This window comes from uncultured Acidovorax sp. (genome assembly GCF_964021665.1).
Lineage (GTDB): Bacteria > Pseudomonadota > Gammaproteobacteria > Burkholderiales > Burkholderiaceae_C > Acidovorax > Acidovorax temperans.
In genome coordinates this window covers 1-13,734 of sequence record NZ_CAXIAK010000090.1, presented here as the reverse complement: position 1 = coordinate 13,734, position 13,734 = coordinate 1, and the positions used below count along the sequence as shown (strand labels likewise).

The 13,734-nt window shown below is 66.5% G+C and carries 11 protein-coding genes; 9 read left to right on the top strand and 2 right to left on the bottom strand.

Annotated features, from left to right (window positions below):
- Window positions 1-113: 113 nt before the first annotated feature.
- A complete protein-coding gene (gene dacB / locus AADJ04_RS15215; protein ID WP_341240118.1) occupies window positions 114-1,487 on the bottom strand; it encodes a D-alanyl-D-alanine carboxypeptidase/D-alanyl-D-alanine-endopeptidase in 1,374 nt (457 codons plus the stop codon).
- A 314-nt stretch (window positions 1,488-1,801) separates the two neighbouring features.
- On the opposite strand from dacB, the gene tsaB reads away from it, so the two are divergent.
- The 9 genes from tsaB (at window position 1,802) to corA (ending at window position 12,677) form a co-directional block, all read left to right on the top strand.
- The gene (gene tsaB, locus AADJ04_RS15210) at window positions 1,802-2,527 is read left to right on the top strand and encodes a tRNA (adenosine(37)-N6)-threonylcarbamoyltransferase complex dimerization subunit type 1 TsaB (protein WP_341240117.1); all 726 of its coding nucleotides are present in this window, start codon (window positions 1,802-1,804) and stop codon (window positions 2,525-2,527) included.
- Window positions 2,524-3,015, top strand: coding sequence for a ribosomal protein S18-alanine N-acetyltransferase (rimI, locus tag AADJ04_RS15205; protein ID WP_341240116.1), 492 nt, complete (start codon window positions 2,524-2,526; stop codon window positions 3,013-3,015). Before tsaB ends, rimI begins: the two co-directional genes overlap by 4 nt.
- Before the next feature lie 58 nt (window positions 3,016-3,073).
- A complete protein-coding gene (locus AADJ04_RS15200) occupies window positions 3,074-3,898 on the top strand; it encodes a uracil-DNA glycosylase family protein (protein WP_341240115.1) in 825 nt (274 codons plus the stop codon).
- 414 nt (window positions 3,899-4,312) lie between these two features.
- The gene (gene nirB / locus AADJ04_RS15195) at window positions 4,313-6,856 is read left to right on the top strand and encodes a nitrite reductase large subunit NirB (protein ID WP_341240114.1); all 2,544 of its coding nucleotides are present in this window, start codon (window positions 4,313-4,315) and stop codon (window positions 6,854-6,856) included.
- Between the two features lie 36 nt (window positions 6,857-6,892).
- Window positions 6,893-7,231, top strand: coding sequence for a nitrite reductase small subunit NirD (nirD, locus tag AADJ04_RS15190; protein ID WP_341240113.1), 339 nt, complete (start codon window positions 6,893-6,895; stop codon window positions 7,229-7,231).
- A gap of 45 nt (window positions 7,232-7,276) precedes the next feature.
- The gene (locus AADJ04_RS15185; RefSeq protein ID WP_341240112.1) at window positions 7,277-8,590 is read left to right on the top strand and encodes a nitrate- and nitrite sensing domain-containing protein; all 1,314 of its coding nucleotides are present in this window, start codon (window positions 7,277-7,279) and stop codon (window positions 8,588-8,590) included.
- A gap of 238 nt (window positions 8,591-8,828) precedes the next feature.
- Window positions 8,829-9,641 (top strand): formate/nitrite transporter family protein, encoded by an 813-nt coding sequence (locus AADJ04_RS15180; RefSeq protein WP_044399044.1) that lies wholly within the window; start codon window positions 8,829-8,831, stop codon window positions 9,639-9,641.
- Between the two features lie 92 nt (window positions 9,642-9,733).
- Window positions 9,734-11,467: a bifunctional protein-serine/threonine kinase/phosphatase gene (locus AADJ04_RS15175; RefSeq protein WP_341240111.1), complete on the top strand. Its 1,734-nt coding sequence runs from the start codon at window positions 9,734-9,736 to the stop codon at window positions 11,465-11,467.
- Between the two features lie 223 nt (window positions 11,468-11,690).
- Entirely contained in the window at window positions 11,691-12,677 is a 987-nt protein-coding gene (gene corA, locus AADJ04_RS15170; RefSeq protein ID WP_044399042.1) for a magnesium/cobalt transporter CorA, read from the top strand.
- A 188-nt stretch (window positions 12,678-12,865) separates the two neighbouring features.
- Here corA and AADJ04_RS15165 read toward each other — a convergent pair whose 3' ends face one another.
- Window positions 12,866-13,615, bottom strand: coding sequence for a 5'-methylthioadenosine/adenosylhomocysteine nucleosidase (locus tag AADJ04_RS15165; protein ID WP_341240110.1), 750 nt, complete (start codon window positions 13,613-13,615; stop codon window positions 12,866-12,868).
- Window positions 13,616-13,734 lie beyond the last annotated feature (119 nt).

Sequence of the window (13,734 nt, the reverse complement as noted above, 5' to 3'; positions counted from 1 at the left end):
GTGCTGGGTGCGGCCATGGGGAATCAAAGTGTCACTAGCATTCGCTAGAAGAGCCCAAAAAGTGGCACCAGGCCAATCAGGAAAAGCGCCACCAGCTATTGATTTAATAGCAATCAATCCTTGGCAGCCCAATCCGTCAGGGCGTCCAGCACGGGCCGGGCCGCATTGGCGTTGGGGTGGTTGACGATGGCCACCAGCACGTAGCGGCGCCCGCTTTGCGCGTGCACATATCCGGCCACAGCCATCACATCGCGCAGGCTGCCGGTTTTGAGGTGGGCGGCACTGCGGCTCTGGCTGCGGCGCAGCGTGCCGTCCACCCCCGCAATGGGCAGCGAAGCCACCAGCTCGGGCATGACGGGCGAGGCCCAGGCGGCCTGCAGCATGCGCGCCAGCGCCTGGGCGGTGATGCGGGCATCGCGGCTCAGGCCTGCGCCGTTGTCGGGCGCGGGGGCGTCCACATCGGCAAAGCGGGCCTGCCACCACTGGCGCAGGGTTTCACGGGCACCGTCCAGCGTGGCCACGCCGTTTTTCTGGCGCGCCAGGGTCAGAAAAACATGCTGCGCCATGACGTTGTTGCTGTACTTGTTCACATCGCGCACCACCTCGGCCAGCGCGGGCGAGGTGCTGACGAACGCGGGCTTGAGCCCCGCAGGCACCTTGCCTTCACGCACGCTGCCGGTGAGCTTGCCCCCCAGCTCGCGCCACATGCCCTCCACCGCGCGGGCGGCAAACTCCCGCGGCGCGGGGTAGGCCACGGGCCAGACCCGCTCGCCGCACGCCGCGGGGTAAGCCCCCTGGAAGACGACCTTGAGCGGATCGTTCAATTCCGCGCGCAAGGCGCCGCGCCAGTCGCCGCAATCTGCTCCCGGCGGGGCCAGGGCCACCGTGGCCGGGCGCTGCACGCCGGCCAGCGGCGGGTCGTACTGGATGTGAGCAAGCCCGGCAGACGCGTCGGGCACAAAGGTCATCACGCTGGACTTGTAGTTGAGCAGCAGCGCATCGGGCGATGCGTTGTAGGGGCGCAAGGGCTCGCCATCGAAACGGCCCGGGTCTTGCTCGGGGACATCAAAGGCAGAGCGGTCGAGCACGATGTCGCCCACGATGACCTGGATGCCCTGCGCCTGCAGGCGCCGCATCAGCAGCCACAGGCGCTCCACCACCAGCTTGGGGTCGCCCTGGCCCTGGATGTAGACGTTGCCCTTGAGGCTGCCACCCTGCACCATGCCCTCCACAAACACCGGCGTGCTCCAGGTGTAAGCCGGGCCGAGCTGCTCCAGCGCTGCATAGGTGGTGACGAGTTTCATCACCGAAGCCGGGTTGACGGGCACCTGCGCCCGGTGCGCCAGCCGGGGCGGCGTGCGTGCACCGCCCTGCGCATCGGCCACCAGCACGCTCAAGGATTCGCGCGGCAGCTTGGCGCGGGCCAGGGCGGCTTCCACCTCCGGCGGCAAGGGCGGCGCACCGGCAGGCTGTGCACTGGCAGGCATCACCCCGCACAGCCCCACGGCCAGACCCACAGACCCCACCCAGGCACGCACTCGAGCCGGGGGAATGACCGGCAAACCGCCGTTCCGCGAAAGAGCCATTGGTGCGAAGGGGGCAAAAAACCCCGAGACAGAAAAATTCCACATACCGGAGAGTCTAGGGAATCTCTGCCCACGCTCCATGAAAAAAAGCAGGCGCTTCGCCCCTGCGACGCCGTGCCACCCGCCCCATCACCGCAACCACCGATAATTGCCCTTTGGGCATTTCTGCTCCACCCGCGCGCCAGCAGCGCAGCCCGTCCGTGAACCCTAGGCCCATGAACCTGCTTGCTTTTGATACCAGCACCGACACCCTTTCCATTGCCGTACAGCGCGGCGATGCGGTGTGGCAGCACACGGGCGCCGGGGGCGCGCAGGCATCGGCAGCGTTGATCCCCGCCATCCAGCGGCTGCTGGCCGAGGCGGGGCTGGGCTTTGACACACTCGACGCCATCGTCTTCGGCCGAGGGCCTGGCTCCTTCACCGGGCTGCGCACTGCCTGTGCGGTGGCGCAGGGCCTGGCGTTTGGTGCCCGCAACGGCCAGGGCACGCCCGTGGTGCCGGTGGACACCCTGCTGGCCGTGGCCGAAGAAGCGCGCCACCAGCACGGCTGCACCCAGGTGCTGGCGGTGCTGGATGCACGCATGAACGAGGTCTACAGCGCCCACTGCACCTGGCAAGAGGCCACCCGGCAATGGAGCACCGATGCCGACTTTGGCCTGTGCGCCCCTGAAGCGCTGACGCTGGCCGATGCAGCCCTGTGGACCGTGGCTGGCAACGCACACGCCGCCTACGGCGAGCGCCTGCTGCCCCAGGCCCGCCATGTGCCAGCCCTGCCCACTGCCACCGCCCTGCTGCGCCTGGCCCCGGCCCTGCTGGCTGCCGGCGCCGCCGTACCCGCCAGCGAGGCGCTGCCGCGCTACATCCGCGACAAGGTGGCACAAACCACTGCCGAGCGCGAAGCCCTGCGCGCCAAGGCCGCTGCAGACACCACCGCACCATGAGCGCATGGCCATCGACTGCAGCCACCGCAGCGGAAAACGCGCTGGAGGTGCGCTTTGAAAAGCTCACGCCCGAATACCTCGATGCGCTGCTGGACGTGGAGTTCAGCGCCTATTCCCACCCCTGGACGCGCGGCAACTTCACCGACGCCCTGACCGCAGGCTACGAATGCCAGCTGCTCATGGCGGGCGACCACCTGCTGGGTTACTTTGTGGCGATGCTGGGGGTGGACGAAGCGCACCTGCTCAACATCACCGTCGCCCCCGCCTACCAGCGCCAGGGCTGGGCACGGGTGCTGCTGGACGCCCTGGCCCTGTGGGCACGCGGACGCGGGGCGCAGTGGCTGTGGCTGGAAGTGCGCGCCAGCAACCTGCGCGCCCAGCAGGTGTATGAGGCCCACGGCTTCCGCCGCGTGGGCGAACGCAAACGCTACTACCCAGCAGGGCACGGGCAGCGCGAAGATGCCGTGGTCATGAGCCTGCCGCTGTGATGAACCCCGCCACCCCATTCACCCCCATTTCGCCAGCCCCTGTTGTGAGCCCATCGCCATGAGCCTGAACCTTGATGCGCGCCAGCGCGCCATGCTGCAAGAGATGGGCGTGACCGTCTGGACCCGCGCCGAAACTGCTGCCCCCCAGGCCCCAGCCGCCCCGCCGCCTGCTGCGGCAGCAGTGCCCTTGCCCGCCACCGCGCCCCTGCCAGCCGCACCGGCCATGGCCCAGCCACCGGCAATGCCTGTAGCCCAGCCCAGTTCGGCACCTGCCGCCAAGGCGCACACCGCGCCCGCACCGGCGGCGCCAGCCGCTCCTGCAGGGCTGGGCGCACCAGGCGCAGCCCCTGCGCTGCGCCTGCACGCACCTCAGTTGCTGTACCCCACGGCGGATCCGGCACAAACGCCGCCCGGGTTGGGCGCCGGCTGGCTCATCGTGACCGAAGGCATTGCGGCCGCCGACCCCCTGGGGGGTGACGCGGGCAAGCTGCTGGACAACATGCTGCGTGCCATGCAACTGCACCGCCACCCCCGCGTGTTCGTGGCAGCACTGGAACGCCCCGCACCCGGCGCCCGCACGGCCGAAGGGGCTGCGGCGCCAGCCGACGTGGCCGCAGCGCTGGCCGAGGTGGTGACCACCCTGCAGCCTGCGCTGGTGCTGGTGCTGGGGCATGTGGCCGCCCGCGCCGCCCTGGGCCGCACCGAGCCCCTGGGCAGGCTGCGCGCCGTGCCGCACACCGTGGCCGGGCGCCCGGCCGTGGTCACCTACGACCCAGCCTTCCTGCTGCGATCCCAAGACGCCAAAGCCGCCACCTGGGCCGACCTGTGCCGTGCACTGGCGCTGGTGCGCAAGGCCGAAGGCGGCGCATCCCACGCGGGCTGAACCGCTCGGACTGCAGCGCAGGGCTACCAGTCCCTGCAACGGATCGCTGATCCCAGCCGACGACGCCGCTGTCTGCGCCAACGCCTCCGACCACCGCACCATTGCGGGGCTGCGATGCACCGCCTTGGCCACCCCAACGCAGCCTGCGCTGCTGAAGCAGGCACTGGTCTGCAGCCAAAGCGGGCACGGATATTGCCAGCTACCTGACTGACGCAGGTGATGCCGCCTGCGGCGACCCGTGACCTCCGCTAACGATGGCGGAACCCCCAAGCTGGGCCCATGCCCAGCGTACCGGTTGTTCCACAACAGGCCCGCACGCCAGCGGAGGATGTATTGCACCCCTTGCCAGTCACCCCTGGCCGGTGCACTGCAATCCGCCCCACCGCTGACCCGGGCCATAGCAGGATTGCAAGCATGAAGATTGTTCTCATTGGCCACGGAATGGTGGGCCACAAGTTTCTGGAGAGCCTGGCCGAGACCGGTATCACCGGCGTGGAAGTCACGGTGCTGTGCGAAGAACCCCGCCCCGCGTACGACCGCGTTCACCTCTCCGAATTCTTCAGCGGCAAATCTGCCGCCGAGCTGTCTCTGGTGGAGCCCGGCTTTTTCGAGCGCACCGGCTTTTCCCTGCGGCTGGCCACGCGCGCTGCCAGCATTGACCGGCGCACCAATACCGTCACCACGCAGGATGGCGAAGTCGTGCCGTACGACAAGCTCGTGCTGGCCACAGGCTCCAACCCCTTCGTGCCCCAGGTGCCGGGGCGCGACCGCCCGCACTGCTTTGTGTACCGCACCATCGAAGACCTGGAAGCCATGCAGGCGGCGGGGGCCAAGGCCCGCTCGGGCGTGGTGATTGGCGGCGGCCTGCTGGGGCTGGAATGCGCCAAGGCCCTGCGCGACATGGGCCTGGAAACCCATGTGGTGGAGTTCGCCCCCCGCCTGATGGCCGTGCAGGTGGACGAAGGCGGCGGCCGGGTGCTGCAGGCCCAGATCGAGCGCCTGGGCGTGCAGGTGCACACGGGCCGCAACACGCAGCAGATCACCGACGGCGCCCGCGCCCGCCACCGCATGGTGTTTGCCGATGGCTCGCACCTGGAGGCCGACATGGTGGTCTTCTCAGCCGGTATTCGTCCACGCGATGAACTGGCACGGCAATGCCTGCTGGCCGTGGGCCCGCGCGGCGGCATCGCCATCGACAGCGCCTGCCGCACCAGTGACCAAGACGTGTACGCCATTGGCGAGTGCGCCTCATGGAACGAACAGACCTTCGGCCTGGTGGCCCCCGGCTACGACATGGCCCGCGTGGCGGCACGCCATATTGCGGGCGACGCCCAGGCGGCCTTCATCGGCGCAGACATGAGCACCAAGCTCAAGCTCATGGGCGTGGATGTGGCGAGCATTGGCGACGCCCATGGCAAGACGCCCCACAGCCGAAGCTGCCAGTACGTGGACGAGCGCCGCCAGGTCTACAAGAAGATCGTCATCAGCGAAGACGGCAAGCAGTTGCTGGGCGCGGTGCTGATCGGCGATGCCGCGGAATACGGCACGCTGCTGCAGATGGCGCTCAACGGCATCACCCTGCCTGAAGACCCCGAGTTCCTGATCTTCCCGTCCAGCGATGGCAAGGCCAAGCCCGGCCTGGGCGTGGATGCGCTGCCCGACACGGCGCAGATCTGCTCGTGCAACAACGTCACCAAGGGCAACCTCTGCGAAGCCGTGGGTAACGGCGCCTGCACCATTGCCGACCTCAAGGCCTGCACCAAGGCGGGTGCCACCTGCGGCGGCTGCGTACCCCTGGTCACCCAGGTCATGAAGGCCGAGATGGCACGCCGGGGCCTGGCGGTGAACAACCACCTCTGCGAGCACTTCGCGTACTCGCGCCAGGAGATCTACCACCTGGTGCGTGTGGGCCAGATCAAGACTTTTGAAGACCTGGTCGCCCGCCACGGCAAAGGCATGGGCTGCGACATCTGCAAGCCCGTGGCGGCCAGCGTGTTCGCGTCGTGCTGGAACGAGTTTGTGCTCAAGAAGGAACTGGCCAGCCTGCAGGACAGCAACGACTACTACCTGGGCAACATCCAGAAGGACGGCACCTATTCCGTGGTGCCACGCATGCCCGGCGGCGAAGTCACACCCGACGGGCTGATCGCTGTGGGCCAGGTGGCAAAGAAGTACGGGCTGTACACCAAGGTCACGGGCGGTGCGCGCGTGGACATGTTTGGCGCACGGGTGGAACAGTTGCCGTTGATTTGGGAAGAGCTGATCGCCGCCGGATTCGAGTCCGGCCACGCGTATGGCAAATCGCTGCGCACCGTGAAGAGCTGCGTGGGATCGACCTGGTGCCGCTACGGCGTGCAAGACAGCGTGGGCCTGGCGGTGGAGCTGGAGAACCGCTACAAGGGCCTGCGCGCGCCGCACAAGATCAAGTTTGGTGTGTCGGGCTGCACCCGCGAATGCGCCGAGGCGCAGGGCAAGGACATCGGCGTCATTGCCACCGAAAAGGGCTGGAACCTCTACATCTGCGGCAACGGCGGCATGAAGCCGCGCCATGCCGAACTGTTCGCGTCGGACCTCTCAAAGCAAGACCTGGTGCGCATGATCGACCGCGTGCTGATGTTCTACGTGCGCACCGCCGACCGGCTGCAGCGCACCAGCACCTGGCGCGAGAACCTCGAAGGTGGCCTGGACTACCTCAAGGACGTGCTCCAAAAAGACAGCCTGGGCCTGTGCGCCGAGCTGGAGTCGCAGATGCAGCAAGTGGTGGACACCTACCAGTGCGAATGGAAAACCGCGGTGACCGACCCCGAGACACGCAAGCGCTTTCGCACCTTCGTCAATAGCGACCAGCCCGACGAGAACGTGGTGTTCGTGCAAGAGCGCGGCCAGATTCGCCCCGCCAGCACGCAAGAGCGCACGCCAGCCCCACGCCCCACCCTGACGCTGCGGCGCGTGGCCTGACGTGGCCGCCTCCCCATCGTTTCAAGAAGGCCCCCAATGACCGAAGCACTTTTGCACTGGACCGACGTCTGCGCGGTCGAAGACATCCTCCCCAACACCGGCGTGTGCGCGCTTGTGGGCCACCGCCATGTAGCCGTGTTCCGCACCGGTACTGACCGCTGGTTCGCGATTGACAACGTGGACCCCAAGTCGGGCGCCAGTGTGTTGTCGCGCGGGCTGGTGGGCAACCTGGGCGACCGCGTGGTGGTGGCATCGCCCCTCTACAAAAACCACTTTGACCTGCAGACCGGCGAATGCCTGGAGCAGCCGGAGCACTCGGTTCGCACGCACCCGGTGCAGGCCGAGCAAGGCCGCATTCGCGTGGCGGTGGCCTGAACGCCGCACCACCCAGCCCTTTCGAAAAGGATCGAGGAACCGCCCATGCCCGATACGACCCCCACCCTGTCTGTCGCCAACCTGGTGCTGCGCTCCAAGCAGCAGGAAATCGACGCCCTGCGCCACCTGGCACACAAGGCCGAGTGGGTGGACGTGATCGGGCAACTGGTTCAGCGCCTGCAACGCGAACGCGGTGCGTCGTGCATTTACCTGGCCTCGCAAACCCAGCGGTTTGCCGAGGTGCGCCACCAGGCCGTCAACGAAGCCCTGCTGCACGAGGAAAAACTGCGGCAGGTGTTCAGCGCGCGGATGGATCCGGCGCAGGGCACCTCGGCCCAGACGCTGTCGCTCATGGCCTGGGCACTGCTCGGGCTGGAATCTCTGCCTGCCTTGCGCTTGCAGATTGACCGGCAGGCCATGAGCGCGCTCGATGCCGTGGCGGCCTACAGCCACCTGATCGCCGGTTTGGTGGAGCTGGTGTTCCACATGGCCGACACCGCAGGCGTGCCCAGTGTGTCGCGCCTGCTGGTGGCCTTGCTGCACGCAGTGCAGGCCACGGAAGAGGCAGGCCAGGAACGGGCCATGGGCGCCTTGCTGTACGCATCGGGCCACTGCCAGGAAGCCCACCAGCAACGCCTGCTGCACTTGATTGATGCACAGGAGCGGAGCCTGCGCGTGTTTGGTGATTTTGCGGAACCCGCCCTGCGCGCCCGATGGGATGAGTTGCAACTGGCCCCCTGCATGGCCACACTGGAGCGCCTGCGGCGCGCGCTGTGCGTGGCTCGCCCCGGCACAGCGCTCGACAGCGACCTCAGCAACACCTGGTTCGGTGCCTGCTCCGAGCGCATGGACGGGTTGTGGCAGCTGCAAGGGGCTTTGGTCCAGCGCCTGCGCGAAGAGTGCGCCGCGCGCATTGTGCATGCGCAGCAGGATCTGCAGGACTCTCGCAACCTGCTGCGCCTTCTGCGCGAAAACCCGCCGCAGCGCACGCACGCGGTGGATCGTTTTTTTGAAACAGGCAGCACACACCCTACCCCGCCCGAACAGGCAGACCACCCGCCGACCAGCGCTGAGCCCACCCCGCTGCGGGAGCTGCTGCGCACGCAATCGCAGCGCATGGCACAGATGGAGGCCGAACTCGAAGCCACCCGCCGCACCCTGAACGAGCGCAAGATCATCGAGCGCGCCAAAGGGGTGCTGATGGCCCGGCTGGGCATGACAGAAGACGTGGCCTTCCGCGCCCTGCAAAAAACATCCATGGACCAGAACCGCCGCCTGCTGGAAGTGGCTGAGGCCACGCTGGCACTGCCCGACCTGGCCTTTGCCACGCCCGCATCAGGTGCGCGAGCCCTGCAGTGAAACCTCTCCGTGCAGCGCCGCAGCCTTGACGCCCCCCCCGCAGGGCGGCATGGAACTTGCAAATACACAGAACAGTCCGGGCTGATGGCGGCACGAACTTCACCGCGGAACCTTCCGCAAGCCACGCAAGCGTGCACCCAGGGATAACGGCGTCCCCACAGCGCACCGCGTTCTTTCACGCGCCACCCAGAGCCTTGCCTGAGGTGGCACCGCCCGTACCCCGTCCCAAGGAAGTCAAATGGCCTACCTCAACCCTGCCGAGTTCGTCACCAAGATGGTGGATTCTGGTGAATCCAAGTTGCTGATGTCCACCCGCGACACGCTGATCCGCTCGTACATGGCGGGCGCCATTCTGGCGCTGGCCGCCGCCTTTGCCGTCACCGTCACCGTCAACACGGGCAACCCCCTCATCGGGGCCATGCTGTTCCCGGTGGGTTTCATCATGCTGTACCTGATGGGGTTTGACCTGCTCACCGGCGTGTTCACCCTGGCCCCGCTGGCAGTGATGGACAAGCGCCCCGGTGCCACCTGGGGCGGCGTGATGCGCAACTGGGGCTTGGTGTTCTGCGGCAATTTTGCGGGCGCCCTCACAGTGGCCGTGTTCATGGCCATCATCCTCACCTTCGGCTTCAGCGAGGCCCCCGGTGCCGTGGGCGAAAAGCTGGGCCACATCGGCGAAGGGCGTACCCTGGGCTATTCCGCCCATGGCGCCGCAGGCATGCTCACGCTGTTTGTTCGCGCGGTGATGTGCAACTGGATGGTGTCCACCGGCGTGGTCGCGGCCATGATGTCCACCACGGTCTCGGGCAAGGCCATCGGCATGTGGATGCCGGTGATGGTCTTTTTCTACATGGGCTTCGAACATTCCATCGTCAACATGTTCCTGTTCCCCACAGGCCTCATGCTGGGCGGCAACTTCACGCTGATGGACTACCTGATCTGGAATGAACTGCCCACGGTGCTGGGTAACTTGGTGGGCGGCCTGACGTTTGTGGGCGCCACCCTGTATTCGACGCACTACAAAACCGCCCCCAAGCGCAAGGTGTCCTGACCACAGCACGGCGCGCTGGGCCTGGCAAGCCCCAGCCCAGCGCGCTTTGCCCCCGGTCACCCTGATCGCACCTTGATTCCCCCCAACGCACCATGACACAGACGCTGCGCGTGACGCTGGGCCAGCACTCGCGCGGCGGGGTGCATGGCGTCAACCAGGACTTCCATGGCGCCATGCTGCCCCACGAGCCCCTGCGCAGCCGCAAAGGCATTGCGGTGGCGTTGGCCGATGGCATTGGCTCCAGCCCGGTCAGCCAGGAGGCCAGCGCGGCTGCGGTGCGCAGTTTTTTGGAAGACTATTACGCCACCAGCGATGCGTGGTCGGTGCGCCGCTCCGCCCAACGGGTGCTGGGTGCCACCAATGCATGGCTGCATGCGCAAACCATGCGCAGCCACGCGCGCTTTGACAAGGACCGGGGCTACGTCTGCACCTTCAGTGCCCTGGTCGTCAAAGGCCGCGAGGTGCATGTGCTGCATGTGGGCGATGCGCGCATCTACCGGCTGCAAGGCACGGCGTGGGAGCAAATCACCGAAGACCACCGCGTCCACCTGTCGTCGGTGGAGTCGTACCTGGGGCGGGCGCTGGGCACCGGCCCGCACATCGAGATCGACTACCGCTGCCTGGAGGCCGAGGCGGGCGATCTGTACCTGCTGGCCACCGATGGGGCCTACACCCACCTGGACGCAGCCAGCGTGCACAGCGCCGTGCAGCAGTTTCCGAACGATCTGGACGCTGCCGCACAAGCCCTGGTGGACATGGCCCAGGCACGCGGCTCCGAGGACGACATCACGGTGCAGCTGCTGCGCATTGACGGCTTGCCCCAGGCCCAGCCGCTGCTGGGCCTGCGCCAGGAATTGGCCCTGCCCCCTGTCCTCACCGAGCGCATGTCATTTGAGGGCTTTCGGGTGGTGCGTGAGCTGCATGTCAGCGACCGCAGCCATGTGCACCTGGCCGTGGACGAGCAGACCGGCCAGCCCCTGGTGCTGAAGCTGCCGTCTGTAGCGCTGCGCGATGACACCGCCTACCTGGAGCGCTTCGTGCTGGAAGAGTGGGTGGCACAGCGGCTGCACAACCCGCATGTGCTCAGGCCCTACGCCACGCAGCGCCCGCGCACGCACCTGTACGTCGCCATGGAATACATCGAGGGCCAGACCCTGGCCCGATGGATGATGGACCACCCCGCGCCCGACCTGGACAGCGTGCGCAGCCTGGCCGCGCAAATCGCCAAGGGCCTGCAAGCCTTTCACAGCAAGGAAATGCTGCACCAGGACCTGCGGCCCGAAAACATCATGATTGACCGCAGCGGCACCGCCAAGATCATCGACTTTGGCGCCACCCATGTGGCCGGGCTCACCGAAGGCCTGACCGACTCCCGCCAGCCGCCGGCCATCCAGGGCACGCTGCAATACACCGCCCCCGAATACTTCACCGGGCAAGGCAGCAGCGCACGCTCTGACCTCTTCTCGCTGGCGGTGCTGGTGTACCAGATGCTCACCGGCCAGTTGCCTTATGGCCTGCAAGTCACCCGCCTGCGCAGCCCGGCAGACACCCGCAAACTGCGCTACGTGCCCGTGCGCCACCTGCGCCCTGACCTGCCCGACTGGCTGGATGTGGTGCTGCAAAAAGCCCTGCACCCCGACCCCGCCAAACGGCAAGAGGCGGTGTCGGAGTTCATGCACGACCTGCACTTCCCCAGCCACGGCCTGCAGCACCGGCGGGCAGTGCCGCTGATTGAACGCAACCCCGTGGTGTTCTGGCAAACCACCACCGCGGTGCTGGCCCTGGCCGTGCTCTGGCTGACGGCCAGGCTGGTGCTGGCGGCCTGAAACCCCTCAGACCCCGCCACGCACACGGGGCGCAACCGCGCCCGCCAGGCCTTGCGCCGCTGCGTGCGGTGCCATAATCGGCGGCTATTGATCGACAAACGGAGACAGCGTTTTGGAAACCTACCCGAGTCGGTAGCTTTCAGCTCCCCTGGCACGCCACGTGGGGTTGAAAGCAACCCGAGCCCCCCACACCGCAGATGCCACCAAACAAGGGAGTGAGCCTATGCTCAACATCTTCACGCTCGCCAATGGCCGGCTGTTCCAGGAAGAAATCGAATCGCTGGAAGAGCTGACCAAGTTCCAGCCGATCTGGGTGGATCTGGAATCCCCCACCCTCGAAGAAAAGCGCTGGATCAAGCAGCACTACGGCCTGTCCATCCCCGAAGATGCGATGGACGACGACATTGAGGAATCCGCCCGCTTCTACGAGGAAGACAACGGCGAGCTGCACATCCGCAGCGACTTCTTGATCGACGACGACGAAGACCCCCGCTCGGTGCGCGTGGCCTTCATCCTGAACCAGCACAACGCCAACCTCAAGAGCCGGGGCGTGCTGTTTTCCATCCATGACGAAGACGTGCCCGTGTTTCGCCTGCTGCGCCTGCGCGCCCGCCGTGCGCCAGGGCTGATCGAAGACGCCAAGGAAGTGCTCCTCAAGCTGTTCGACGCCGATGCGGAATACTCGGCCGACACGCTGGAGAACATCTACGATGAGCTTGAAGGCGTGAGCAAGCAGGTGCTGGCTGGCGACGTGACCGACACCCGCGCGGGCGAAGTGCTGGCCGCCATTGCCCGCCAGGAAGACTTGAACGGCCGCATCCGCCGCAACGTGATGGACACGCGCCGCGCAGTGAGCTTCATGATGCGAAGCAAGATGCTCAACGCCGAGCAGTTCGAGGAAGCGCGCCAGATCCTGCGCGACATCGAGTCGCTGGACAACCACACGGCCTTCCTGTTTGAAAAGATCAACTTCCTGATGGACGCCACCGTCGGTTTCATCAACATCAACCAGAACAAGATCATCAAGATCTTCTCGGTGGCCAGCGTGGCGCTGCTGCCGCCCACGCTGATCGCCAGCGTGTACGGCATGAACTTCCAGTACATGCCCGAGCTGGCCCAGGAATGGGGCTACCCCTACGCGCTGGCGCTGATGGTGGCCAGTGCGCTGGGCCCCATGTGGTACTTCCGCAAGCGCGGCTGGTTGAAATAGGAAGCCCCCCTGTGGCGCTGCGCGCCTTCCCCCAAGGGGGACGCCTCCAGCGGCCCGGCAAAGCCGGTTCCGCGGTGGCGCTGGTATTGGGGCGCGCCTTTATCAACGCCCGCTGTTTTTTCGAACGCAAGCATTCACATCAAAATGGCCGCCAGCGCTTGCCAGATAAGCGCCAGCAGCTATGAATTTCATAGCTTTTGCAAGAAATCCTGGATGATGTGCTCGGCGTACCGGGTGGCCACGGTGTTCACAAACGCCGGGAAGTCCACATGGGCCGAGTCGTCAGCGCGGTCAGAGATGGTGCGCATGGCGGCAAAGGGCAGGCCGTAGTCGTGGCAGACCTGGGCCACGGCGGCGCCTTCCATCTCTACCGCCAGCACCTCGTGCCCGGCGCTGGTGAGTGCGGTGCGCAGGTTCTGCACTTCCTGTGCGGCGCTGACAAAGCGGTCGCCACTGGCAATGAGGCCCCGGTGTGCGCGCGGCTGGCCCGCTACCAGCTTGGAGTCAAATTGGCCTGCAGCGCTTTGTACATAAGCGCTGGCAGCTTCTAAAAGCATAGCAGTCAACGCAGTATCGCAACTGAGGCGGGTGCGTGCGTAGCCAGGCAGCTCCCAGCGCGCAAACAGGGGCGATGCGTCCATGTCGTGCTGCACATAGTCTTGCGCCACCACCACATCACCCACCTGCACCCCATCGCCCACGCCCCCGGCCACGCCGGTGAACACGATGCGCGCCACGCCAAAACGCTCCACCAGCGCCGTGGCCGTGGTGGCAGCGGCCACCTTGCCAATGCCCGACAGGGCCAGCACCACCGGGCGCCCATGCCAGTCCCCCTGCCAAAAAGCCCGGCCCGCGTGCATGGTGCGCCGGGGCCGCTGCAGGTGTTGCAGCAGGGAGCTTTGTTCTTCTTGAAGGGCGCTGAGGATGGCGGTGGTCATGTGCTGGATTGTCCAGCATCCACTCTGACACCTGCGGCGCTGTCCCCATGAAAAACGGCCCCGATGGGGCAATGCCAGTAAGTTAAGCAAAGGCCCTTCGGGGTCTTTGTTGTTTGTAC

Bases quoted from the DNA above. Each gene is read 5' to 3' on its own strand.
- AADJ04_RS15200 (WP_341240115.1), top strand. From the start codon at position 3,074: ATGAGCCTGAACCTTGATGCGCGCCAGCGCGCCATGCTGCAAGAGATG.
- AADJ04_RS15175 (WP_341240111.1), top strand. From the start codon at position 9,734: ATGACACAGACGCTGCGCGTGACGCTGGGCCAGCACTCGCGCGGCGGG.
- dacB (WP_341240118.1), bottom strand. From the start codon at position 1,487: ATGCCTGCCAGTGCACAGCCTGCCGGTGCGCCGCCCTTGCCGCCGGAG.
- tsaB (WP_341240117.1), top strand. From the start codon at position 1,802: ATGAACCTGCTTGCTTTTGATACCAGCACCGACACCCTTTCCATTGCC.
- nirB (WP_341240114.1), top strand. From the start codon at position 4,313: ATGAAGATTGTTCTCATTGGCCACGGAATGGTGGGCCACAAGTTTCTG.
- rimI (WP_341240116.1), top strand. From the start codon at position 2,524: ATGAGCGCATGGCCATCGACTGCAGCCACCGCAGCGGAAAACGCGCTG.
- AADJ04_RS15180 (WP_044399044.1), top strand. From the start codon at position 8,829: ATGGCCTACCTCAACCCTGCCGAGTTCGTCACCAAGATGGTGGATTCT.
- nirD (WP_341240113.1), top strand. From the start codon at position 6,893: ATGACCGAAGCACTTTTGCACTGGACCGACGTCTGCGCGGTCGAAGAC.
- AADJ04_RS15165 (WP_341240110.1), bottom strand. From the start codon at position 13,615: ATGACCACCGCCATCCTCAGCGCCCTTCAAGAAGAACAAAGCTCCCTG.
- corA (WP_044399042.1), top strand. From the start codon at position 11,691: ATGCTCAACATCTTCACGCTCGCCAATGGCCGGCTGTTCCAGGAAGAA.
- AADJ04_RS15185 (WP_341240112.1), top strand. From the start codon at position 7,277: ATGCCCGATACGACCCCCACCCTGTCTGTCGCCAACCTGGTGCTGCGC.